We start from the raw sequence: 22,406 nt of genomic DNA, 5'->3' as shown, positions 1-22,406 counted from the left end.
AGAAGATTGCAGCCAGAGCTGAGTGTTACAAACTGATACATTAAGGTTATAAAAAAGTTTTGTTACAGTCTTTTCCCGCAAATGCGAAATTAAACAGGACAAGAGATGGAAAAGGTCAAACATCTTCTGATTGTTGATGATGATGCCGAAATCCGGGAGCTTTTGACCGGATTCCTGACCCAGAGGGGGTATCGGGTCTCGGTGGCGGGATCGGGGAGCGAGATGCGTCGTGAATTGTCCCGCTGGTCTGTTGATCTCATCATTCTCGATATTATGTTGCCAGGTGAAGACGGTTTGACTCTTTGTCGCTCGATCCGTGAAAGCTCAACAGTTCCCATCATTATGTTAACAGCCGTTACAGGCGATGCAGATCGAATTGTTGGGCTTGAAGTCGGGGCGGATGATTATCTCGAGAAACCTTTTAATCCCAGAGAACTGCTTGCCCGGATGAAGGCAATATTCCGTCGGGTATCCGGAGGAACCAATGATAGCGAAGAGGAGCCGTGTAGCTCTGTAAAAAACCGGCAATTTAAATTTGCAGGCTGGCAGCTGCACGAAGGCAAACGGGAAGTGCGCTCCCCGGAAAAATTTATTGTGCATTTGTCATCAGGGGAGTTTGCACTTCTTGTGGCTTTTCTTGAACGTCCACAAACAGTCTTGACGAGAGATGACCTGATTAATGCAACGAGGGGCGTGGAAGCTATCGCTTTTGATCGGAGTATAGACATACAAATCAGTCGATTACGGAAAAAACTTGAAGTTGATTCTGATAAACCGAACTTAATTAAAACAGTGCGCGGACAGGGCTACATTTTTACAGAGCAGGTCAAACAGCTTTCTGAAACTGTTTCTGGGCAGGATCGTCAGTCTTGAGCAATCGATGGCGATGGCTTTTGAGCTGGACACCAGAGCGGATCAGAGTGCGGATCCTGCTGTTCGGTTTCTTTTGTGGTTTTCTGGCCAGCTCATTTGCCGCGGGCGGAATTGGCGCAATTATCAACAGGAGAGCTGAAATCGCGGAGGCGACCTGGATCGGCCCCGTTATCGCCCGTGCGTTTGAAGAATTATCCCGGATGCCTGAGGAACGCAGAGCCGTTGCAGCTAATAATTTTAATCGAAGTAACTCTGTGCAGTTTGAATATTATACAGAAGAAAAGCTACTTCATAATAACGGCGAAGAATACTTTCTTGATCTAACCCGTGAATCCATTATCTCGCTCTACCCGAACATTCGCTTAGGGATGAAAAGGGGACAACCCAGATCCAAACTCCTGTCACCCACTTATCCACCAGAGGATCTCACTGCTCATTTAACGTTTTTGACCTCTGCAATCGCCCGGCATGATCGGCCAGCTTCGTTATATCTACGTTTGTCTAATGGGGATCAACTGATTGTGACCAGCCCCGTTTACTGGCGCGAACGGGTCACCGAGGTGCAATGGTTGCTTATCTTGCTGGGCGGCATGTCATTTTCGGCTGTCTTGTTTGTTTTGGGTATTCGCTATCTGCTTTATTCCTTTCGTTATCTTGGAGCTGTTGGGACAAGCAGCGGGATAGGACGCTCTGAGGAAAACAATATCAATAAAGATAGTCTGCGTTATAGATTTTGGCCTAAAGAAGCCAGAGAGATCGCTGATCAGCTGTACAGGGAACAGGAAGAAAAAACCGAGGCTATCGAGGAACGCACCCGAATGCTGACCGCAATTTCCCATGACTTGAGAACACCGGCAACACGCCTTCGATTAAGAGCAGAGTTTGTTGAGGAAGAGGAGCTTCGTAATAAAATTTTGGCTGATCTGGATTTGATGTTGTCCATGACCAAAGATGCGATCGATTTTCTTAAAGGTGGGATGGAGGCCGAAGAGCTGGAGCAGTTTGATATTGTCTCACTGGTTCAGAGTATCTGTGATGATTTCTCGGATGTCGGTATGCCAGTAACTTTTTTACCTATTCAATATCCAACCCTGCGAACATCAGGCACCGTTTTTAGCCGGCATGAAAAAACAGTGTCCCTCGACGGGCTTCTCAAAGGTTATATGGTCGGGCGTCCGAGAGCGTTGAAACGGGCAATAACAAATCTGGTCGCCAACGCCGTAAAGTACGGCTTTCAGGCAAAGGTCGGCTTGACGATTGAGCCCGGTCTTATTCTGGTCGAGGTGAGCGATCGTGGGCCGGGCATTCCCGAAGAAGAGATGGATAATGTCCTCAAACCCTTTTACAGGCTTGAGAAGTCGAGAAACCGGGAAACCGGGGGAAGTGGGCTGGGCTTGAGTATTGTCAAAAATGTTGCTGAAACACATAACGGCGAACTGGTGCTTGTAAACCAACCTGTTCAGGGGCTTTCTGCAAAACTTCTCCTGCCTCGCTCTCTCGACCCTGAGGTATCCTTTGTTTCTTGATTAATTCATATAACGAAAGGCCGGGTACATATTCTGCCCCGGCCTTTTGTGATTTAGTTTTCTGTAGGATATCGTTTTATTCTGCTGCTTTGGGCAAATAACGGGTGTCGTTGGCAAGCAGAGAAGGTTGAATAAAGCGCGAAAACAGAATGGGCAGTTCTTCGGGCGGACGGGTTTCTTCAGGGATCAGCAACAAGCCCTGGTTCAGAAGGAAAAGGCCGATTTTTTCCTGACCAAAAGCAACCGCCAGTGGCGCGCTGATAATCAGGCCAGTGAGGATCGGGGCAAGCCAGGGTAAAAGCTCTGGAGCTTGCAGATAATACACCGCACCAAGCCCCGCTGCTGCCAAGAGGTGCGCACTGTGCTGTTTAAAAGCTTCGCTCCAGGGAATATTTCGCCCGCTTCTGCTCTGGGCATTCCACTGTACCGTTTTCCCGAGAAGCAGGGCTGTGATGATACGAACATGAAAGATCATTACGACAGGCGCCGTGATTGCTGAAAATGTCATTTCCAGCAAACAGCTCAGAGTTATCCTGATAACGCCACCGTAGGCCTTGGCATCGCGATAACCGATAATCAAAGCAAAAATCTTTGGCATAAAGAGCATGCCCATCACAACAGTAAAAAGTGACAGTGGCGTCATTATGTGATTTTGCAGTGAAGGCCATTCAGCCGGGAGTTCAAGGACTGGACCCAACGGCATGGTTCTTTCCGTTACCAACAAGGCACTGAGTACCAGCAAAAGCATCCAGAGGTATGATGAGGCATAGCTCATAACCCCCATGAGCATGTGTAATCTGCTGATTGGTTTCAGGCCTTTAGTACCAAGAAGTCTGGTGTGCTGAAAGTTACCCTGGCACCAGCGCTGGTCCCGAATGATATGATCCAGAATATTGGTTGGTATCTGTTCATAGCTGCCTTTGCCTTCTGGAAAAATCCAGACATCATATCCAGCACGACGCAACCATGCAGCTTCGACAAAGTCGTGGCTCAGGATATCTCCGGACAAAGGTCCTTTGCCGGATAGTGTCGGCAAATTACAATGTTCCATAAAAGGTTTCAGGCGCAAAATGGCATTATGCCCCCAGTAATTCCCGTCGTTCAGGGTCCAGTAGCTCAGGCCAGTAGAGAAAAGCTCTCCGGTCAGACGGATATTGAACTGGGTCAGACGGCCAAACAGGGTTTTTTGCCCCATAGCACGCGGCTGTGCCTGTATCAGACCTGCGTTTGGATTGTTATCGAGCATTCTGGTCAGGTTGAGAATGGTTTCTCCTGACATAATGCTGTCCGCATCAAGAACGAGCATATAGTCGTAGCCTGTTCCCCAGCGATCACAAAAATCCTTGAGGTTACCAACTTTTCTGTGAGTGTTTTTCTCGCGGCGGCGATAGTGGAACCTGCCTTGCAGGGCATAGCGATGCAAGAGTTCCTGTGCCAGAATATTTTCCTGCGCAGCAATCTCGTCTTTGGTTGTATCACTGAGAACAAAAAAGTCGTAATTATTCCCATGGCCGGTTGCGAGAACCGAACGCAGTGTTTGCTCCATACCCTGAAAAACCATCTCGGGGTCTTCATTGTAGATCGGCATGACAATTGCTGTTCGACCAACGGGGCAGGCTTTTACATCAAGCCCGGCAGCAACAGGTGAGACCTTCATCGCGGCATTGCGCGGAAAGAAGAGGCGAAAGGCAAAACCGACTGTGGAAGTCCAGAAGGACTGGGCGATCCAGAGAAAGGCAATTGTGGAAAGGAAGATATAGCAACCTTCCAGCAGGCTCAGTCCATTTTCGAACAGATTGATTGTCAGGTTTGTACTGAGAATGCCAACTGTCAAAAAGAGCAGAACGACAAGAAACGATCGTCTTCTCACCCGCATGGCCGAGAGTTTTTTTGCATCAGATATAGTGATATCTTCGATGTTCATTGTTGTATCCTGCATCAGACGGGTTTGCCTGTATAAAGATAAGTCCAGGTCTCGGTTAGTGCCCTGTCGCCCAGCTTGAGGTATCCTCTGATGTCGCAAGAGCGATTTTCAGGGGTGCTCAGATTGAAAGAGACCCGCCATTGATTATTAACCGGGTTCTTCTGGCACTGCATGTCGTATATTTTACCATCTTGACAGGTGAAAATGGCTTCTATGGGGCTGTCTGCAGCAAGAGTGTCGAGGTCGGCTCCTTCAAACTCTACAATAAAATATCGGGCTTCTTCATGGTTTCCATAGGAAAACCCTGGACGATTGGCCGGGCCTTCTCTTGTACTCAGGGTTCGCCCAACCGGAGGCCATTGAGGGGCGTCAAGGAAACTTGTCAGCCGATAGGAATACTGGTGGGATTGGCCTGCTTTAAGTTGCGTATCCGAGACCCAGTAACAAACAATATTATCGCTTGTCTCCAGATCCGAATTTAATTCAACCAGTTCGACATGTCCCTTGCCCCATGAGCCTTTGGGCTCAATCCAGATGCTTGGTCTTAACTGGTATCTTGAATCCAGGTCGTGATAGCTGTCGTAGGACCGGTCACGTTGACAAAGACCAAATCCTTTGGTTCCGGCATCGACAAAGGACGAGATGGTTGGGCTGCGGCGACGGGCCAGAGGACGCCACAACCATTCATTCTCGGCGTTGTGAATCATCAGACCATCTGAATCATGAACTTCTGGTCGGTAATCATCCAGTTTTCTGGAGTTTTCGCCATAGAGATACATGCTGGTTAGGGGGGCGAGGCCAAGCTTGTTGATATCTTCCCGGGCAAAAAGGGAAACCTCGACGTCAATAGTGGTCTCATCACCAGGCGTGACGACAAAGTGATAGGCCCCGCTGATGCTCGGGCTATCCAGTAGCGCCATAATAACCAGCTCATTTGAGCCGGAGACAGGTTTCTCGATCCAGAATTCGCGAAAATCGGGAAACTCTTCTCCGGATGCTTCTGCGGTATCGATCGCCAGGCCGCGAATAGACAGGCCATATTGTTGGCCGCGACCAAGTACCCGAAAATAGTTAGAGCCGAGAAAAGAAATCAGTTCGTCATAATATTCATTGTTCATTTGGTGATGAACACGAAATCCGGCAAAGTGAAGATTGTCAAAATCCCTGGCTGTCGGCTGTTCGCCTTCATACCAGAACATGCCTTGCTGAAGGGTTTGATCTTTTTCTTTGCCGTTTTCCTGAAGCGTAATATTCACGGTGTGATGAAACCAGGGGCCACCGGGATGAAAAAATTGCATCTGGAAGGGACCGCCATCGTTCCATAGTGGTGCCTTTGGGTTGTAATAAATTTTAGAGAACTGCTCGACAGACATTTTCTTCCAAAAATCACTGATACGGTCATCAGGTTTTTGATAGGGAGACTTTGCCAGAGTCGCAGCTTTTTTCTGAACATCCGGAAAACGGGTAAGGCCAGCTGGCCCAGCTGAGCTCTCAGCAAGTATTCCAGGCAAAAATCCCGCACAAGTCAGGGCCATAGTAGATAGAAGAAAATCTCTGCGTTTCATCTGTTACAGTACTTCAGGATAGTTAGAATTCGACGTAGTTCGTCGTCGAACAGGAATTTGATCTAAAGTAGAAAATCTTCAAGGGGAATCTTTGTGTCATCTCACTTTTATTTCACTTTTTTATCTCTTTAAGCAGGGTGTAAAAACAAACCGGGGCTTGACAGTACTTTTAACCGCTTAAAGAGAGTGGGAATAAACAAGACTCATCACAAGTTCGCGAACAGGTTTTACTATAGATTCCATTGCTCAAATGCCATTTTAGTTATAGAGGGATGGAACAATTCTTAAGAAAACCGGGTTACCGTCGCATGTCACAAGAAATATCTGATAAAACTAACCTTCAACTGCCTGGAGTTCTTCCCAATGGAAAAAAGGAACGTGATCCGCGACTCGACTTCTTTCGCGGGCTGGCAATGCTTTTTATTTTTATTGCCCACATTCCGGAAAATTACTGGTCACGTTTTATACCGGGCAGGTTTGGACCAAGTGATGCCACAGAGATGTTTGTTTTCTGTTCCGGCTTTGCTGCAGCGATAGCATTCGGTGGGACTTTCCGTCGATCCGGATTTGGAACCGGCACCGCGCGTATCGTTATTCGCTGTATTCAGATTTTCTTTGCCCATCTAGGGTTGTTTTTTGCCGTAGCTGCTGTCAGCGCCTATGGCAATGCCGAGATATTTGGTGGCGATTATATCAACAAGATGAACCTGGGGTATTTCTTTGATCACACTGGAGAGGCTCTAATCGGGCTTTTCACACTGACATATGTGCCGAACTATTTTGATATCATGCCGATGTACATCGGTGTACTTGCCATGGTGCCTATCGTTATGTTCCTTGCCCGATTCAGTCCATGGCTCGCAGCAGCTTTTTCGCTCGGACTCTACGTTGCTACCTGGATCTGGGATCTTGGTTTCTCGGCCGAACCTTTTTCTGATCGGGTCTGGTTTTTTAATCCTCTTGCCTGGCAGGTTCTGTTCTTTTCCGGGTTTGCCATTTCTTCTGGCTGGATAAAAACCCCAGAACCAAACAAAATACTGCTTTCAGTCTGTGTGGTTTTTATACTGGTTCTGGTACCTTTCAGTAACTGGTCAATTATCTATGGCTACCCTGACCTTCTCTCCAGCAACCCTGACTTTAGTATGGATAAAATCCGTCTGGAACATTTACGGGTTGGTTATGCCAAAACAAATTTTGGTTTGCTACGCTGGGCACAGTTCTTTGCCCTGGCCTACATTTGTGCCTCTATGCTCAAAGGGCGGGCACATATTCTAAAAAGTCGCTATCTCCGGCCGATAATTGTCACAGGTCAGCAGGCTTTGCCTGTCTTTATTCTGAGCATGACACTTTCTTGGATCGGCGGAATGGTTCTGGATCTTGTCGGTCGGGATGCCATGGGGCTGCCTTTGGTGAATATCTCTGGGCTGGTTATTATAATTATCTTTGCTTATGCCATGTCGTGGGTCAAAGCTGCGCCCTGGACAAAAAGAGCTGCCCCAGTTGCTGGAGATACCTCTCCAGAAGCAGTTTCCACAAGCAGTCGAATAGAGAAAACTCTACCCGCACAATAATCTGCGGATAGGGAAATTGACTTATTTGGCGTATATGTTCTTCTGAAGATTGCGAGGAGGGGAGAGTGATGAAGAATGTCTCGTTTTACAGGATGTTGTTGCTCTCCTTCTGCCTGTCATGGCTCGTAACAGAAGCAATGGCACAAGGACGCATAGATTTTAATAGAACAATCGCCCTTGATGCTCTCGAAACTCCTCTGGACTATTCTATTTATCTGCCGGAAGCCTATTGCAAAAGCGAGGGTGCTCCCTATCCTGTGCTCTATCTTTTACATGGCTATGGCGGCGGGCATCACGACTGGCTCAAAGTTGGCAATATTACAAACACCCTTGATCGGTTAATCACAGATCAGGTTATTCCTCCTCTGATCGTTATCATGCCTGCCGCAGCCAAATCATGGTATGTCAATTCACCCAAGTATGGCAATTATGAAACAGCCATTCTCTATGAATTACCAGAAGCGATTGAGGCAGAATTTCCTGTGCAGACGAACAAGGGGGGACGGGTCGTTGCCGGGTTGTCCATGGGCGGATATGGCGCGCTGCGTATGGCTTATCTTGAACCTGATCGGTTTGCAGCTGTCGCTGCATTAAGCCCGGCCATCTTCCCCAATGCCAGTGGGCATGATGACTTTCGCCCGATCCAGATAAAATTGTTTAGCGGTGTTTTTGGAGAGCCGTTTGTTGTCGAGAAGTTCAATCAGAAAAATATTTTTTCCTTGATAGAAGATATCCCCAATCCTCCCGCTACTTTTTTAACGGTTGGTGACGATGATTCCTTTGGGCTTTATGATGGAACCTATGCATTCTACAAGTTGATGAGAGAGCAAAAAAAACCGGTTGAGCTCAGAGTAACTGATGGAAATCACAGCTGGAAACTTTGGTCCAGAGAAATAGAAACTGCGCTTTTGTTTCTTTCCAAACAACTGGAGAGACAGGATAACTTTTCATATATCCCGGAAAAGCCTTTGGACTCTTTTTGTTTATAAATACATCAATAGAATTTCTTATTACATAGTTGCGAAATAAAACATCAAATAAGTATAAAATGCAGCATAAAAATACTGTTTCAGCTATTAATAAAACATGTTATTTAATGCGGCTGCTGTACCCTAATGATTCCTGTTTAAAAATCAGAGAGAGACAGCTTTATTCTTCTTATGTTTTTTTGTGGTCTTAAGAGACAGTGATGGTTGTTACCGATAAAACCCCCGTTTCCTATAACGACAAACTTCCTGATGAAGTTGATGTCGTGGTGATTGGTGCAGGTATCATCGGTATCTCCATAGCCTATTTTCTCGGTCGCCAAGGCAAGTCAGTACTTGTCTGTGAAAAAGGCCGTGTTGCGGGCGAACAATCTTGCCGTAATTGGGGCTGGGTGCGTCAGCAAGGCCGTGACAGCTCCGAACTCCCCATCATGAAAGAAAGCCTGCAAATCTGGAAAAGATTGGCATCAGAGATTGGGGAAGATTTGGGTTTTCACCAGGGAGGCTGTCTTTATCTGGCTGAAAATGATAACCAGCAGCAGGAAAATGAAACCTGGCTTACTGTCGCCCGGGACCATGAACTCGATACACAGCTGTTAACTGCCAGTGAAACTGCAAGACTACTCGGCCAGGATCAATCCCGATGGAAAGGTGCGCTTTTTACACCGAGTGATGGCCGGGCGGAACCCTTTATCGCCGTTCCCAAACTGGCTCGTGCGGCGAAAAAACTTGGTGTCAGTATCATCGAAAATTGTGCTGTGAGGGCATTGGACGTTTCTGCAGGAAAGATTTCGGGCGTTATAACTGAACAGGGGCGGGTGCGGGCAAAACAGGTGGTTTCTGCGGCTGGAGCCTGGTCATCTCTCTTGGCTGGGTATCATAATATTATTGTACCGCAGCTCAGAGTAAAAAACTGTGTTGCCAGAACTTCCCGGGTGGATGGTTTTTTTGCGGGTAATGCCGTTTCAGACAAGATTGCCTTTCGACGGCGACAGGACGGTGGTTATACTGTCGCACTTGCAGATCATATGACCCATAACATTGTTCCGGACAGTTTCCGTTATCTGCCCAAATTCATTCCGCTGATAAAAAAATCCCTGAAGGAAATTAGCCTCAGAATAGACGAGAGCTTTTTTACTGACTATGGGCGCCGGAAGTCCTGGAATGAAGAGAAAATATCCCCTTTTGAGCGAAACAGAATCCTCGACCCCAAACCGGATCCAGAGTTACACAGAAAACTCAGACAAAGACTTAATGATTATGTCCCTGCTTTGGCCGACGTAACTTTTCTGGAGAGCTGGGCCGGGATGATCGAGACATCACCTGATGTCTTGCCGATTATTTCAAAAGTCGACAGCCTGCCAGGTTTGACAATTGTTGCTGGTCTGAGTGGACACGGTTTTGGTATCGGCCCCGGAATTGGACGTGTTGTCGCTGACATGGTGGCAGGGCGCCCGACGGGACATGATCTGACACGCTTCCGGCTGAGCCGATTCCACGACGGCTCTCCGATTATTCCCGGACCATCGTTGTAACCTTCTCGCTTACAGCAGCTTTTCAGGCCGGTATCTCGTTCATTTTGTCCCGTACCCGGGCTGCTCTATTCAGGGCCCATATATTATTGGGCCTTTCCTCAAGTCGTTTTTCCAGCAAGCCTTGGGCTGTCTCATGACGATCCGCGCGTATGGCAGCATCTATGAGGAGTCTGTGAAAGACATCTCTCTGGGCATGACTGCCCCCGATCTGTTGCAGTTGACCGAAAATAGGGAGTAAAAGATCCACACACTTCCCGTCTTGTCCGGTTTTGCTGGCTTTTATGGCCTTGGCAAGCGGCATGCCGATGTGTCGGAAAACAGACTGTGCAGTACCTTCACCCCGGCTTTTTTGCTCCATTGTTTCTATGAAACTGTCCGCTGCTGACTTGTTTCCTGCACCAAGAATAGCCAAGAGATAATGGGCATCAGCAAAAGCCAGACTGTGATCATTAACGTGAGACGCAGATAAGTGAGCCATTTCTTCCCACCGTTGTCCAACATCTACACCTTCAAGCTCCAGTCGATAAAGTAACGAAACACCATTGCTGATATCCCTGAAATCATCTGTATGATCCTTGCGGATATAATGGTCATAGAGCTTGAGAACTTCATCTTTCTGTCCCAACTCCAGATGAAACAGGGCCATATGCCAGTACATGTGAAAGGAAAAGTTATTGCACTTGTCCCAGCGATCCTGAAATTGCGAAAGCCAGTTCAGGCCATCCTGTGGGCGGGAAGACATCTCGAGCACATGTCCAACAGCGTGGGTTCCCCAAGCGTCATCCGGTTCCAGTTCTACAGCATGTTTTCCGGTTTTCTCTGCTTCCTTGTAAGAACCGGTTTCTTCCAGACCAAAGCAATGGCATCCAAGTATAAAGCCATAATCCCGGTCATTTTCTCCCCAAGCCTGGAGAGCCTTTGTTGTCGAGGCACGCATGGCCTGGCTTTTCCCGCGAATAAACTGGCAGGCGTGGGTCAACTTTACAGTCAGGGCATCAAGAGGATAACTGTCAAGCAGGTTGTCTAGCCTGGATATAGAAAGGTCGAGATGACCACTGCACCAGTCTTCCAGGGCTTTGACAAGCTCCCTTTCGCGCTGAGTGGCACCCCTTTCACGTAAACTCAGTTTGGCTTTAAAGAGCGATTCCAAAGCCACTGGATCAGCAGAGGATTTAGCCAACATTTTGTAGAAAAAACCTTTGGCTATCAAAGCAATGAGCAGTTGCGGATCTGTTTCAAGGGTTGTGTCGAGAGCCTCGGGTGTCTTTTTTGAATGTGCCAGAAAGAGGGAAACCGTATTGTCGAATTGATCAACAGCAAGCTGGCTTAAGGCAGTTACTTCATGGCCACGGCAATCAAACAGCACAGGAAACCTCCGGGTAAAACAATAAAATTCTTGAGTACCATATGGCATGAGCGCCCCTGTGATTTCCAGTGATGAAAATGTGTTGGGGCCGGGCAGTTATGAGACTTGTGATCGACGTGAGTTGTATTTTTTCCAGAACTAACAGGGTTTCCCGACAATTGTTCCTGCACTCCTGATCCGTGGGGAGAAAGCAGAACACAACATTCTGACACGATTGTGAAAAGAGGTTATCCGTTTTTCCGGTCTATAGTGATCAGGACGAGCAGTCTTATTACAAACCGCTCGGTTTATTATGTACGGGGAAAGCATATCTATGCAGCAAACCTCAAGACTTTCTATTTACAAATTACTGCCTCTTGCCTGTTCGATAGGAACTGTTGCCTATCTGGGGGGCTTTATCAATGAGCGGGCAGGCCTTGCGACTGGGATCGGGATTGCTTTGGGGATCTGTCTTTATCATGCAGCTTTTGGCTTCACCTCGGCCTGGCGACGTTTCCTCACGGAACGGTGGGGGGCAGGGTTGAAAGCGCAAGTGATCATGTTGGCCCTTGTGGTGATCTTGTTTTTTCCGGTGCTGGATGCAGGAAGTATTTGGGGGCAGAGAGTTTATGGGTTTGTTGCCCCTGCCGGCACCGGGGTTATTGTCGGAGCCTTCATTTTTGGTATTGGCATGCAGATCGCCAGTGGTTGCGCCAGCGGAACACTCTTTACAGTTGGAGGAGGCAGTCTGCGGATGGTTTTGACGTTGTTTGCCTTTATGATGGGGTCGGTACTGGCGACAGTCAATCTGCCGTTCTGGCACGAATTACCCAAACTGGCCCCGCTTTCAATGGTCACCCTCTGGGGATGGAAGGGAGCTCTGGCTTTTCACCTGGTACTGTTTGGGGGACTGTATCTACTCGTAACAAAAATGGAAAAAAAAGAGGAACCTTCGACAGTTCATTTTGTCGTTCCAGTAACAACTGTTCTTTTGCAGAAAATGGTGCAGGGACCATGGCCCCTGGTTTTGGGGGCAGTTGGTCTGGCCCTGCTGAACTTCGTCATGCTTGCCACTCTGGGACACCCCTGGGGAATCACTTCAGGGATTACCTTCTGGGGCGGAAAACTGGTTACCTTTCTGGGCGCGGATCTGACCTCGGTTCCCTATTGGAGCGGACAGGCAGAAGCACTCAAGGGTTCCTTGTTTGATAATGATGCCTCATCCAGCAATATTGGTATTGTTCTTGGGGCAATGAGCGCGGCGGTACTGGCGGGAAAATTTGGGAAAAATCAGAATTTGACAACAAGGGGTATTATCACAGCCCTGGTTGGTGGTTTGTTGCTTGGATATGGAGCCCGGCTGGCCTATGGTTGCAATATTGGGGCATTTTTTAGTGGTGTGGCTTCAGGGAGCCTGCATGGTTGGGTGTGGCTCATCGCTGCACTTGCCGGAAATATGGTTGGAATCCGGGTCGTCAAAGTGTTTCCCATACGCTGATTCCTGTACCAGATACTCTTTTGAAATATCAGGTGTAACTACCAACTAAAGTGAATTCTTCGCCGCCGACGCCTCTTTTAAAGGTGGTAACACCTGCCGCATCCTGCGGGTTGATTCCCCCCAGATCCAGCCAGTTAACCTGTCGTTTTTTTAATTCCATAATACTGTGCCAAATAAGGAAATTATGGGCTCTTTTATCACGTCCTGCCGGGCTGTTCCAGCCAACCAGATAAGTTGCACTGGCCTCGTGCAGGAAAATCAACACGGCACCTATGGCTTTGCCGCCGTCTAAAGCGCGTAACAGCAACATGTCCTCACGATCTTTTGTGAAGCGTTTAAGGTGGGCAACCAGGGCTGGGCTTGGACCTCTGAATTCTTTCAGGAGTTTGTCTGTCTCACTTAGTTTCAACAACCAGTTGAGATGTTCACCCTCATTATCGATTTCAAGAGTTAGTCCTTTCTTCAGTGATTGATTGAGAGGATTCCGCCAGTTGGATTTCAGGTTGGCGCGTAAAGTCTCTTCTTCCTGGGAAAGATCAAGCCAGATAGAACTGTAACCCTCTGTATCAATGCGTTTGAAACCAGCTGTTTCCATGAGTTGCCGATTTTCTACCGTGTCCGGCAATTCCGGTAAAAGGTAGGTGAAGCGCCAGGGGCGCACGGGATAACGTGTTCGAATTTCCTGCCAGAAAGCCAGATAAACGTAATCTGGCAAAGATTGTTCAAACCAGAGCGGCCCCCGATAGAGACGAACTTTATGGAATAGGCCGAGCAATCTCTGTTCTAGAACCTGACAGATACCAACAATGCGCCCTTCATATGAAATGGTCGCAAACTGTCCGGTTAAACGTTCTGTAATGAGGATTGCCTGTGCGTAGGGCCAGCTTTGTAACAGGTTGGATTTTCCCGATTGATGGACAAGCTCCCGCCATTGCCTGACTGAAATCTTGTTCCATTCGATTTTCACTGACTTGTCCTGTTTCACTGAATTTTCCGAGCTGTTATCAGGCATTATTTTTCCGCTATTTACGAGCTTCCCTTTATTATCCATAATAGGTAAGTACGGGATTTGTAAATGATTTCCGAGTGATTTCGTGCTATTCCTATAGCGAGACAGATTTAATTATTACAGGGCTTTCAGCGTAATGGCCAAGGTTGTTGCCGTATATAACAAAGAACGAAGACGGGATCACCGTCGCGCCGTAAAAATGGCGGCGATACTGAAGGGATTTGACGCCAGAATCAAAGGTGTCATGGTCACTATTCGGGATATCAGCCCGGGTGGTGTTGGCTTGACAGGAGAAGAGCCAGATCTTTCTGATTTTAACGATATGGATGTTTTGTTGAATCAGGAGGGGGAAAAGATTGATCTTAGTACCCTTGACCTCAAAGTAGGCGATATAACCACACTTGAAATCCTTCTGACCACAGACGAGCCTTTTATTATCGATGTCGAGATCAGACGGGCCGATAATGATTCCGGAAATCTTGGCGCTCGCTTTGTCAATATCGGCAACCGGGCATTTAATACTCTTGAGAAAATCGTATTGGGCCGTATTCGTTAAAAGCTATCGCTTTTCTCCATAGATAATTAAAGCTATCAGGCCGCCAGAACCGGGCGGCCTTTTGCTATGGCGATGATACGACTTTCAATGAAAAGCTTGTCGCCGCCTGCATCGAGGATAATTTTGTCTTTGCGGGTGATGTTCACCTTTACTTCAGCGGCACCACAGGCCAGAGCCAGATCACGAACCTGTTGATCGGCGGTGCTGGTGGCAAAGGTTGCTGCAAGCTCCAGATCTGTAAAGTCTTTCTGGGCGCCGCTGATATGAACGCGATAACGGCCTTTTTCAGGGGATGAAATCAAGGCTTTGACATTCTGCACAACTCCCCCGGCGACGGCTCCCACAGCGTTGGTTACTTCGGCATGCTCCGGCACCGAGAGTCTTGTGTTCAGGCGTTTGGCAACATCAGGGTAATAGGTGGCTGCCGGGGCTCCAATGGCAACGATCGGGCGACCAAGCTGGAGGCTGAAGTTGATCAGAGGTGATTTTTTTTCGGTCAACTTGTCACGCAAGGCATTTTCGATCAGGTTTTGTCCCAGCTGCTGCTCCTTGCTGAGGGCGGGATAACCTTCTTCGGACATGGCTGATTCAAGAATTGTTGTTCCTGAACGGGTGACTGTTTTTTCATAGATTTTTTCCGCCAGCTCTTTAACCGAGACATTCCGGAAAATATTCTCCCTGTCGGCGAAACGAAGGAAAAGCTGAGCAGAGAGTTCTGCTCCCTTAACATCCCAGGATTGGTGACGGCCCAGCAAATGACTGGCATCACTGGGGGTCAGTCCGGAGTAGATAACCAGTCCCCGATCGACCAGCCGCTGAAGGGGCGGGATCATCGCCGGTCTTTCCGCCAGTTCATTCAACGCGACGGGACCATCTTTGAGGAGGGTCCAGATCTCAGCCTCCATACGAGAGAGGCTGGTTTCACCTGTATCAAGCTTTCGAAGGCGCAGAACGAAGCGGCCATCTGTTGGACGAATACGGTCTGACTTCAGCTGCTTTTGCATGACATCGAGAACTTCAGGGTATTGTAGCGCCAGCAAGCTGATCGGTTGAACCCGTCTGGGACCAACAGTAAGTATGGCTTTGCCTTGTTCCAGGGCGACTTCGCTGTCCCCACCCAGGCCGAAAGTATGAACGGCCACAGCCTCGACCATTGTACGCCAGCCGCCAACCAGAGCCCCTTGATCGTTCAACAAAGGTTGGCCGTCTTCAAGAATAGCTATATCCGTTGTTGTGCCCCCCATATCGACCACGAACACATCTTTTTCACCCGAGAGGAAATGTGCCCCGACAACAGAGGCAGCAGGACCGGAAAGGATGGTTTCCACGGGTCGGTTCAGGGCGGTTTCAGCAGTAATAAGCGAACCATCGCCTTTGACGACCATCAAAGGTGCTTTGATATTTTTCTGTTCCAGCATTGTACCAACAGCGAGAATCAATTGCTGAAGCTGGGGAATCAGACGGGCGTTGAGAACAGCAGTTAATGCGCGGCGAGGGGCGTCAAGACTGGAAGTAAGCTCATGGGCACAGGTCACGGGCAATCCGGTTTCTTCGCGGATCAGTGTTCTCACAGCTTCTTCATGAGCAGCATTACGTACCGAAAAATATCCTGCCACAGCAAAGGCAGCAACCTTGGGTCCCTGCTCCAGAACAGTTTTTCGAACGGCGGCAAGATCAAGTGGGGCCTGTTCATCCCCCATGGAAGTATGGCCGCCCTGAACAAATACATAGGGGTTTTTTCCGATTGCCTCTCCAAGATTGGAGCGCATGAGAGAACCTTCGTCGTAACCGATCATGATCAGGCACACAGGACTGCCATGAGATTCGACAATAGCATTGGTGGCGAGGGTTGTGGAAAGGGAAACCATCCGGATTTCTTCACCGCTTCCGGGCAGGATGGCATCGACGGCCTTGCAGATTCCGATGGAAAGATCGTGTTTTGTTGTCAGGGACTTGGAGGTTTTTATTACACCGTCTTCTTCGGTAAAGAGAACAGCATCGGTATAGGTCCCTCCGGTATCAATCCCCAGCAGCATTATCAATCCTTTCACTTGCCAGACAGGTAACGATTCGCATGAAACAGTGGCAAAGTCCTAGCAAATAACCCGGATAATTACTGTACTAAAAACGACGAGAACCGAAGACACGGAAAGATATAATGTTATTTTTTCAACTTTATGAACCCCAAAGCCCCAACCATACCGACTGTAACGACACAAACTCCGGCAAATTCCAGTGGTGAAAGGCTTTCTCCCAGAACAGGGTAAGCAAGCAAGACAGCAATGCCGGGCACCAGCGCAGCAAAGACAGCACCACGAGCTGCACCAAGCAGAGATACTGCCTTAGTATAGAAGAGAAGTGCGAGCAAAGCTGAACCAATACCTTGAAATAAGGCCTGAAAAACAACTTCATTCCTTGGAGCAGTAAATATCTGGGGGTCACCAAAGACAAAATATAATGGCAGATAACCAATCATTGAAATAACGGCAACAAGTGCTGTTGCGTGCAAAGGATCGGCTTTGAAGTATTTGCTTCCGATAGTATAGCAGGCCCAACATGCCCCCCCTGCAACAAATAGAAGGTCTCCAATCCACTGGTCTTCCTTCTGGCTGGACGTCAGGCCCTGCCACCCCAGAAGGCCAACGCCAAAAATGATAACAATCAAGCCGATAATCCGGGATCTGTCGGGACGATCCCCCAAAATAAACCAGCTGCCGATTGTTGATATGGTCATCATACAGCTGGGAGCAACGATGCCCATATGACTGGCTGGCGCATAGGTCATGCCAGACACGGTAATCAGCATATAGGGCACCCCTGCGCCAAAGGCGAGAATTAAAGCCCCAAGCCACCCGATACCCTGCACACCTCGCTTGACGATAAGAGGAAACAGAATAACCCCGGCAACACCAAATCGAAGGGCGGTTATATCGTAGGACGTCAGAACCTGTTCTCGTAACCCCAGACTGGAAACCACAGGCCAGGCGCCCCAGAGAAGTGCCGCGAGCAAACCATAAATAATACCGGGCACAACCGGGTTGTTTTCTATCTTAAGACTGACGAACATATACATTATACCCGATGTGATTTTTTAGGCTGAGAAGAGCAAGAGTTTATTGTATTTTAATGCTGAATAACTGCATAATTCTCTTCCTGCAGGTATAATTTATGCAAATTACCTGCTTAAAATGATTAATATCGGTGCCTACATGGATCTTGATGGCTTTGATCGCTCTATTCTGCGTTGTCTGCAGCAGAGTACCCGTTTTACTTCTGAACAGATTGCTGAAAAAGTTGGCCTGTCCGCAACAGCCTGTCAACGTCGGATCAAACGTCTTCGCGATACAGGAGCAATTGTCCGGGAAGTTGCGATCCTGTCTCCGGACGCCGTGGAAAACCGGCTAACTTTACTGGTCCAGATTGTTGTGAAACGGGGACGTTCCGATGTTATTGATGCCTTTAAACGTGACATGATGACTTATGCCGAAGTGCAGCAGTGTTATTATGTGACGGGGGCTTTCGACTTTATTCTGATTGTGACGGCCAGAGATATTGTCGAATATGAACATTTTACCCGGCGGGCGTTTTTTGATAATCCGGCAATCCACGAATTCAATACCACCGTTGTTATGGAACAGGTCAAGGTCGGCCTTGAATACCCTCTCTAATTCAGGCTTTAAGTCAGAAAAATATTAGTCGGTAAAAAAGCTTTCCCAGATGGATGATTCTGATAAAGCCCGGGCCATGGCCTGATAACCAACTGCATTGGAATGAAGACCGTCATTTTCTCTTAGGCCAGCAAGATAGTCTGGATTGTTCTGTAAAATGGAAAAGATATCCAGATAAGGGGTATTTTCTGCGGCACAAACCTGTTGATAGCCTTGAGAGGCCGATGCCAGGCTGTTGTTGCTAAAATAAAACAACATGTTTGACTGGGGCGACAGTACTGGCATTTTTGTTTCATCGACGGGTGTCGGCCCAAAAACCACAAGAGGGGCGATCTCCTGGAGCTGCTGAATCAGATTTTTAAGCTGTTGCATAGCTCGATGCGGCGGGGTTCGTGGCAGCCCCTGTTCCAGCATGGCAAAATCATTTGATCCTGTTGCCAGTACAATTCCTGTATCTGAGCTGTTCCCAAAGCGGGCTAGGCATTCCTGTGACGCCCGCAGAGATATTTCCCGCAGTGTTTGTCCTCTGATCCCGAGGTTATAGGGAATAAAATCTCTGTTCTTGCTTCTTTCCAACAGGGTTAAACGAGCAGGAAGACCGAGATTATCCTCATCCCCCATGCCTTCCATAATCGAAGCGCCAACAAAGCAGATACGTTTCATAATTCACCCAACAGTTTTCTCTATGGCCAATCGTTCAGTTAAAACCGCCAAATCAATAGTCTGGTCTTTCTTTGATCATCCAGCTCGATAACCTGATCCGGGAGGTGCCCGGGAACATCAAAAGAATTACTGATCAGTATGGCCCCACTTTTCAACTCCCTGGCCGCTTTTTCATAAACACGCGGCATTGGTTCAGGTGACAGAAAGCAATAGACGATATCCTGGGATGACAAATCCATCTGCCAGTAGTCGCCATAACAACAGGTGACATTCGGTGCCTGTGTCAGCTTTTGCCAGAACCATGAAATGATAAAGGGGATAGGGGCATTTTCTATCCCTGTGAAAAGACCCTGCGGCTGTTGTTTTCCCAGGTACATGACTGTGCCACCAATACCACTACCGATATCGACAAAAGAAACCTTTTCCTTGGCAGGCAGCAAATCAGAGAGGGCTTCCCAGGTTTTTTTATTGGTCAGGTAAAGGGGAACTCTTTCGCTGCCAACGTTCCAGAAAACAGCTAGACAAAGCAGAAATGCGACCAGATAAATCCAGCCCGGGAGAGCAAAACCACTGGCGATAAACAGAGCCAACGGAAAAACAAAATTGATAAAACCCCACCAGATCGGGAGGGCCAGAAGGCTTGATCCCAAAATTGCAGCTGTCAGACCCCACAGGGCCGGAAGCAACCAGATTCCTATAACCGTTTGTGTAAGTATTGGAACAGTTTTCCAGAGTAGAAGCGTTATTCCAACAGCAAAAATCTGAGCCAGAAAGGCACGGACAGCTGGTCTTTGAATAATTGGGGGCATGGATGGCTATTCAGGAACAAAAAGTGAAGGATAGGCACCGATTGCCTGCGCGCCACCCGTATGCAGGAAAATCACCGTATCAGATTTTTTAAAGCGACCCTGACGGATATGATCAAGCAATCCAGCAAAACCTTTGGCTGTATAGACCGGATCAAGCAGGATGCCTTCGATCCGGGCCAGAAGTTCCATGGCTTTTTGACCTGCGTCAGTTGGCAATCCGTAACTTTCCCCGCTGTAGCCTGTAACAACTTCAAGATCATGATCGGGGTCCCAGCGTTCAAAACGCCCGAGCTTTTCAAGGGTTCGGGGGACAATTTCCAGTATTGCCTCTCTAACAGGGTCAGCTTTGCCATCAACCTCGATGCCGATAACCGGGAAGGGGCGTTTGGCACTGATCAGTCCTGCAATGAGGCCTGCCTGTGTCCCGCCGCTTGAGGTGGCATGATACAGGGCTTTTGGTGTGGTTTTTTGCGAGCGGCACTGGTCGAGCAGTTCCATTGCGGCTGTTGCGTAGCCAAGGGCACCAGTAGCATTGGAGCCACCAACAGGAATAATGTAGGGTGTCTTGCCTTCTGTTTTCAGATTTTCTGCCAGATCAACCATTATCTGATCGCGATCAGTTCCTGCCGGATATACTGAAACTTTGGCACCGAGCAGGTGGTCCAGTGTTCTGTTCCCTGAGGTTTGATAGGCAGGGTCGGACCATTCAACGTTCCTGACGAGTATCAGATAACAATCCAGCCCATATCGGGCTGCTGCCGCAGCGGTTTGCCGGACGTGGTTTGATTGCAATCCTCCGGTCGTAATAATGCTGTCAGCACCCTTTTCAAGGGCATCAGCAATCAGGAACTCGAGTTTACGGGTTTTGTTGCCGCCACCGGCAAGGCCGGTACAGTCATCCCGCTTTATCCATATTCTGGGGCCGCCCAGATAATCAGACAGTCGATCAAGAGCCTGCAAGGGAGTGGGCAGAAAAGCAAGTGAGACGGAAGGATTGAACTCGGTCAGCATGGCAAACCAGATAATTGGGGAAAGGAAACCTGATTATTGTTAGCCGGGAAGAGGGAAGCTGTAAACACAATCCAATAAAACAAAAGAGGGAGCCAACAAGGCCCCCTCTATAAATCACAAAATTTAGTGGTATTCGTTATTTTGCAGCGTTATCAATCGCCTGCTGGATCATCTTGGCAGCAACATCAGCGCCTTCCCAGCCCTTTACCTTGACCCACTTGCCGCTTTCCAGATCTTTGTAATGTTCAAAGAAATGGCCGATCTGGGCGATAAGGTTTTCCGGAAGGTCCGTATATTCCTTGATGTTTTTGTAGTTTGGATCAAGCTTGGTTACAGGAACGGCAAGGATCTTTTCATCCTGACCTGCTTCGTCTTCCATCACCAGAACGCCGACAGGACGGACCCGGATAACGGCACCTGGCAGGATTGGCAAAGAACCAACCACGAGAACGTCAGCGGGATCACCATCATCGGAAAGAGTGTGTGGCACAAAACCATAGTTACAGGGATAGTGCATCGGTGTGTGCAAGAAGCGGTCAACTTCGATGGCACCGGACTCTTTATCGAGTTCGTACTTGACTGAAGAATGAAGCGGAACCTCGATAACGACGTTTACATCCCAAGGGGCGTCTTTGCCGATTGATACCTTGTTAATGTCCATAAGACTTCTCCTAATAGCGTAAACCAGCCCCGTGCAGGACTTGGAAACCCGGGCTGCCTGCAGTAAAGGCAGCTGTTAAAAATCGGCCTATTAGGAGCCATGAAATCACCGTCAACTCAAGTTCTTTTCGCGGATGCGGTAAAGATTGTTGATCGAAATCAGAGCTAACGGTGACTGAAGCACAGATTTATTCCGTAATGGCCTTGATCACTTTGTCGGTCGCAATGTTTCGGCCAGTGAGTACAACAGCAATTTTTTTGCCTTTGATATCGCCGAGTTTCCCGGCAAGCAGGGCCGCAACAGTAGTCGCGCTGCCGCCTTCGATAACCAGTCCCTCATTCTCGAAGGTATAGCGCAGGGCCGGAGCCAGGGATTCTTCACTGACCAGAACCGCCTGATCCATATAGTCTCTGACATAGGGGAAGGAATAACGGTTGTCCAGACCAATAGATCCCCCAAGGGCATCTGCCAGGCTGGGGTGTTCGTCAACATTGACCGGTTTTCCGGCTTCAAGGCTGCGAACCATGCCGGGTTCAATCTCCATCGACACACCAACAACACGGGTGTGGGAGGAAAGGGATTTTGTTGCCAAGGCAATTCCGGCAAGCAAACCGCCTCCGGACAAAGGCGTTACAATCATGTCGCAATCGGGCATATCCTGCAGAATTTCGAGACCGATTGTCCCCTGGCCTGTAATGATTACCGGATCATCAAAAGCTGAAATCCAGACCAGTTTTTTCTCCAGGATCAACCGCTCTGCTTCTTCCTGCGCCTCATCCTGGCTGTTTCCAGCTATATGAACAATAGCGCCATAGGATCTGATGGCCTCGACCTTGTTTTCAGGCACAAGCTTTGACAGACAAATGGTTGCTTCAATCCCGGCCTTTTGGGCCACCTGTGCTACTGCACGCCCGTGATTTCCACTGGAAACTGTTATAATTCCGCGCCGTTTTTCTTCTTCGCTGAGCTGGAGAATACGGTTTGCAGCGCCCCTTATTTTAAAACTGCCCGTGTTCTGGATGTTTTCCAGTTTCAACCAGATCTCTGCTCCTGTCTCTTTCGACAAAGCTCTGGAGTAGATCAGAGGTGTTCTGAGGATATAAGGTGTAATTCGGTTGCTCGCCAGAAGGATAGCTACAGCTGATATAGGGCCGGAAAAGGCACCTTTGGTCGAAGTGGTCTTGATGGATGTCATTGTCTGTCTGT

General features: G+C 48.3%; 19 protein-coding genes. 8 read left to right on the top strand and 11 right to left on the bottom strand.

The genetic code is table 11. From position 1 onward, the window contains the following. Window positions 1-105 precede the first annotated feature (105 nt). Window positions 106-873 carry a response regulator gene (locus B152_RS0118230; protein WP_020593880.1) on the top strand — a complete coding sequence of 256 codons (768 nt, stop codon included), beginning with the start codon at window positions 106-108 and terminating at the stop codon, window positions 871-873. Beyond that, window positions 870-2,399: a sensor histidine kinase gene (locus tag B152_RS25575; protein ID WP_157231166.1), complete on the top strand. Its 1,530-nt coding sequence runs from the start codon at window positions 870-872 to the stop codon at window positions 2,397-2,399. The genes B152_RS0118230 and B152_RS25575 overlap by 4 nt, the downstream gene beginning before the upstream one ends. Window positions 2,400-2,475: 76 nt before the next feature. On the opposite strand, the gene mdoH is transcribed toward B152_RS25575, so the two are convergent. Continuing rightward, window positions 2,476-4,323, bottom strand: coding sequence for a glucans biosynthesis glucosyltransferase MdoH (gene mdoH, locus B152_RS24305; RefSeq protein ID WP_157231165.1), 1,848 nt, complete (start codon window positions 4,321-4,323; stop codon window positions 2,476-2,478). A gap of 14 nt (window positions 4,324-4,337) precedes the next feature. Beyond that, complete coding sequence (locus B152_RS0118215) at window positions 4,338-5,888, bottom strand: OpgD/OpgG family glucan biosynthesis protein (RefSeq protein WP_026261694.1); 1,551 nt, start codon at window positions 5,886-5,888, stop codon at window positions 4,338-4,340. A gap of 308 nt (window positions 5,889-6,196) precedes the next feature. Here B152_RS0118215 and B152_RS0118210 point away from each other — a divergent pair, with 308 nt between their 5' ends. From B152_RS0118210 to B152_RS0118200, 3 genes are all read left to right on the top strand, one after another. Next, a complete protein-coding gene (locus B152_RS0118210) occupies window positions 6,197-7,459 on the top strand; it encodes an OpgC family protein (RefSeq protein WP_020593876.1) in 1,263 nt (420 codons plus the stop codon). Window positions 7,460-7,527: 68 nt separating this feature from the next. Further along, window positions 7,528-8,448: an alpha/beta hydrolase gene (locus tag B152_RS24300; protein ID WP_083921943.1), complete on the top strand. Its 921-nt coding sequence runs from the start codon at window positions 7,528-7,530 to the stop codon at window positions 8,446-8,448. Window positions 8,449-8,648: 200 nt separating this feature from the next. Then, on the top strand, window positions 8,649-9,980 hold the full coding sequence (locus tag B152_RS0118200; RefSeq protein ID WP_020593874.1) for an NAD(P)/FAD-dependent oxidoreductase: 1,332 nt from the start codon (window positions 8,649-8,651) through the stop codon (window positions 9,978-9,980). Between the two features lie 22 nt (window positions 9,981-10,002). On the opposite strand, the gene B152_RS24295 is transcribed toward B152_RS0118200, so the two are convergent. After that, window positions 10,003-11,346, bottom strand: coding sequence for a tetratricopeptide repeat protein (locus tag B152_RS24295; RefSeq protein WP_033406925.1), 1,344 nt, complete (start codon window positions 11,344-11,346; stop codon window positions 10,003-10,005). A 313-nt stretch (window positions 11,347-11,659) separates the two neighbouring features. Between B152_RS24295 and B152_RS24290 the strand changes: the two genes are divergently transcribed. Next, window positions 11,660-12,823, top strand: a complete 1,164-nt coding sequence (locus tag B152_RS24290; RefSeq protein WP_020593872.1) for a YeeE/YedE family protein — start codon at window positions 11,660-11,662, stop codon at window positions 12,821-12,823. 28 nt (window positions 12,824-12,851) lie between these two features. Here the strand turns inward: B152_RS24290 and B152_RS24285 are convergent, their stop codons facing one another. Continuing rightward, window positions 12,852-13,835: a lipid II:glycine glycyltransferase FemX gene (locus tag B152_RS24285; protein ID WP_020593871.1), complete on the bottom strand. Its 984-nt coding sequence runs from the start codon at window positions 13,833-13,835 to the stop codon at window positions 12,852-12,854. Window positions 13,836-13,968: 133 nt separating this feature from the next. Here B152_RS24285 and B152_RS0118180 point away from each other — a divergent pair, with 133 nt between their 5' ends. Next, window positions 13,969-14,388 (top strand): PilZ domain-containing protein, encoded by a 420-nt coding sequence (locus B152_RS0118180; RefSeq protein WP_020593870.1) that lies wholly within the window; start codon window positions 13,969-13,971, stop codon window positions 14,386-14,388. A gap of 35 nt (window positions 14,389-14,423) precedes the next feature. Here the strand turns inward: B152_RS0118180 and B152_RS0118175 are convergent, their stop codons facing one another. Together B152_RS0118175 and B152_RS0118170 are read right to left on the bottom strand one after the other, a co-directional pair. Beyond that, a complete protein-coding gene (locus B152_RS0118175; protein WP_020593869.1) occupies window positions 14,424-16,424 on the bottom strand; it encodes a hydantoinase/oxoprolinase N-terminal domain-containing protein in 2,001 nt (666 codons plus the stop codon). Between the two features lie 125 nt (window positions 16,425-16,549). Further along, window positions 16,550-17,455, bottom strand: coding sequence for a DMT family transporter (locus B152_RS0118170; RefSeq protein ID WP_020593868.1), 906 nt, complete (start codon window positions 17,453-17,455; stop codon window positions 16,550-16,552). Between the two features lie 121 nt (window positions 17,456-17,576). On the opposite strand from B152_RS0118170, the gene B152_RS0118165 reads away from it, so the two are divergent. After that, entirely contained in the window at window positions 17,577-18,056 is a 480-nt protein-coding gene (locus tag B152_RS0118165) for an Lrp/AsnC family transcriptional regulator (RefSeq protein WP_020593867.1), read from the top strand. Between the two features lie 24 nt (window positions 18,057-18,080). Here B152_RS0118165 and B152_RS25570 read toward each other — a convergent pair whose 3' ends face one another. The 5 genes from B152_RS25570 to eutB all read right to left on the bottom strand — a co-directional run bounded on the left by B152_RS25570 (window position 18,081) and on the right by eutB (window position 22,395). Beyond that, window positions 18,081-18,719, bottom strand: coding sequence for a GDSL-type esterase/lipase family protein (locus B152_RS25570; protein WP_020593866.1), 639 nt, complete (start codon window positions 18,717-18,719; stop codon window positions 18,081-18,083). 38 nt (window positions 18,720-18,757) lie between these two features. Then, complete coding sequence (locus B152_RS0118155; protein ID WP_157231164.1) at window positions 18,758-19,405, bottom strand: class I SAM-dependent methyltransferase; 648 nt, start codon at window positions 19,403-19,405, stop codon at window positions 18,758-18,760. A gap of 129 nt (window positions 19,406-19,534) precedes the next feature. Next, entirely contained in the window at window positions 19,535-20,539 is a 1,005-nt protein-coding gene (locus B152_RS0118150) for a D-cysteine desulfhydrase family protein (RefSeq protein ID WP_020593864.1), read from the bottom strand. A gap of 136 nt (window positions 20,540-20,675) precedes the next feature. Continuing rightward, window positions 20,676-21,200 (bottom strand): inorganic diphosphatase, encoded by a 525-nt coding sequence (ppa, locus tag B152_RS0118145; RefSeq protein WP_020593863.1) that lies wholly within the window; start codon window positions 21,198-21,200, stop codon window positions 20,676-20,678. A 187-nt stretch (window positions 21,201-21,387) separates the two neighbouring features. Then, window positions 21,388-22,395 carry a hydroxyectoine utilization dehydratase EutB gene (gene eutB, locus B152_RS0118140; RefSeq protein ID WP_020593862.1) on the bottom strand — a complete coding sequence of 336 codons (1,008 nt, stop codon included), beginning with the start codon at window positions 22,393-22,395 and terminating at the stop codon, window positions 21,388-21,390. Between the last annotated feature and the right edge of the window lie 11 nt (window positions 22,396-22,406).

Origin of the sequence: Kiloniella laminariae DSM 19542 (assembly GCF_000374005.1) — a bacterium.
GTDB lineage: Bacteria > Pseudomonadota > Alphaproteobacteria > Kiloniellales > Kiloniellaceae > Kiloniella > Kiloniella laminariae.
This window is presented reverse-complemented; position numbering and strand designations above follow the sequence as displayed.

What these genes read in the sequence shown, in the direction of transcription:
- B152_RS0118200 (WP_020593874.1), top strand. Translation starts at nt 8,649, where the DNA reads ATGGTTGTTACCGATAAAACCCCCGTTTCCTATAACGACAAACTTCCT.
- B152_RS0118175 (WP_020593869.1), bottom strand. Translation starts at nt 16,424, where the DNA reads ATGCTGCTGGGGATTGATACCGGAGGGACCTATACCGATGCTGTTCTC.
- B152_RS25570 (WP_020593866.1), bottom strand. Translation starts at nt 18,719, where the DNA reads ATGAAACGTATCTGCTTTGTTGGCGCTTCGATTATGGAAGGCATGGGG.
- eutB (WP_020593862.1), bottom strand. Translation starts at nt 22,395, where the DNA reads ATGACATCCATCAAGACCACTTCGACCAAAGGTGCCTTTTCCGGCCCT.
- B152_RS0118215 (WP_026261694.1), bottom strand. Translation starts at nt 5,888, where the DNA reads ATGAAACGCAGAGATTTTCTTCTATCTACTATGGCCCTGACTTGTGCG.
- mdoH (WP_157231165.1), bottom strand. Translation starts at nt 4,323, where the DNA reads ATGAACATCGAAGATATCACTATATCTGATGCAAAAAAACTCTCGGCC.
- B152_RS0118165 (WP_020593867.1), top strand. Translation starts at nt 17,577, where the DNA reads ATGATTAATATCGGTGCCTACATGGATCTTGATGGCTTTGATCGCTCT.
- B152_RS0118210 (WP_020593876.1), top strand. Translation starts at nt 6,197, where the DNA reads ATGTCACAAGAAATATCTGATAAAACTAACCTTCAACTGCCTGGAGTT.
- B152_RS0118230 (WP_020593880.1), top strand. Translation starts at nt 106, where the DNA reads ATGGAAAAGGTCAAACATCTTCTGATTGTTGATGATGATGCCGAAATC.
- B152_RS24290 (WP_020593872.1), top strand. Translation starts at nt 11,660, where the DNA reads ATGCAGCAAACCTCAAGACTTTCTATTTACAAATTACTGCCTCTTGCC.
- B152_RS24285 (WP_020593871.1), bottom strand. Translation starts at nt 13,835, where the DNA reads ATGCCTGATAACAGCTCGGAAAATTCAGTGAAACAGGACAAGTCAGTG.
- B152_RS0118170 (WP_020593868.1), bottom strand. Translation starts at nt 17,455, where the DNA reads ATGTTCGTCAGTCTTAAGATAGAAAACAACCCGGTTGTGCCCGGTATT.
- ppa (WP_020593863.1), bottom strand. Translation starts at nt 21,200, where the DNA reads ATGGACATTAACAAGGTATCAATCGGCAAAGACGCCCCTTGGGATGTA.
- B152_RS0118150 (WP_020593864.1), bottom strand. Translation starts at nt 20,539, where the DNA reads ATGCTGACCGAGTTCAATCCTTCCGTCTCACTTGCTTTTCTGCCCACT.
- B152_RS0118180 (WP_020593870.1), top strand. Translation starts at nt 13,969, where the DNA reads ATGGCCAAGGTTGTTGCCGTATATAACAAAGAACGAAGACGGGATCAC.
- B152_RS24300 (WP_083921943.1), top strand. Translation starts at nt 7,528, where the DNA reads ATGAAGAATGTCTCGTTTTACAGGATGTTGTTGCTCTCCTTCTGCCTG.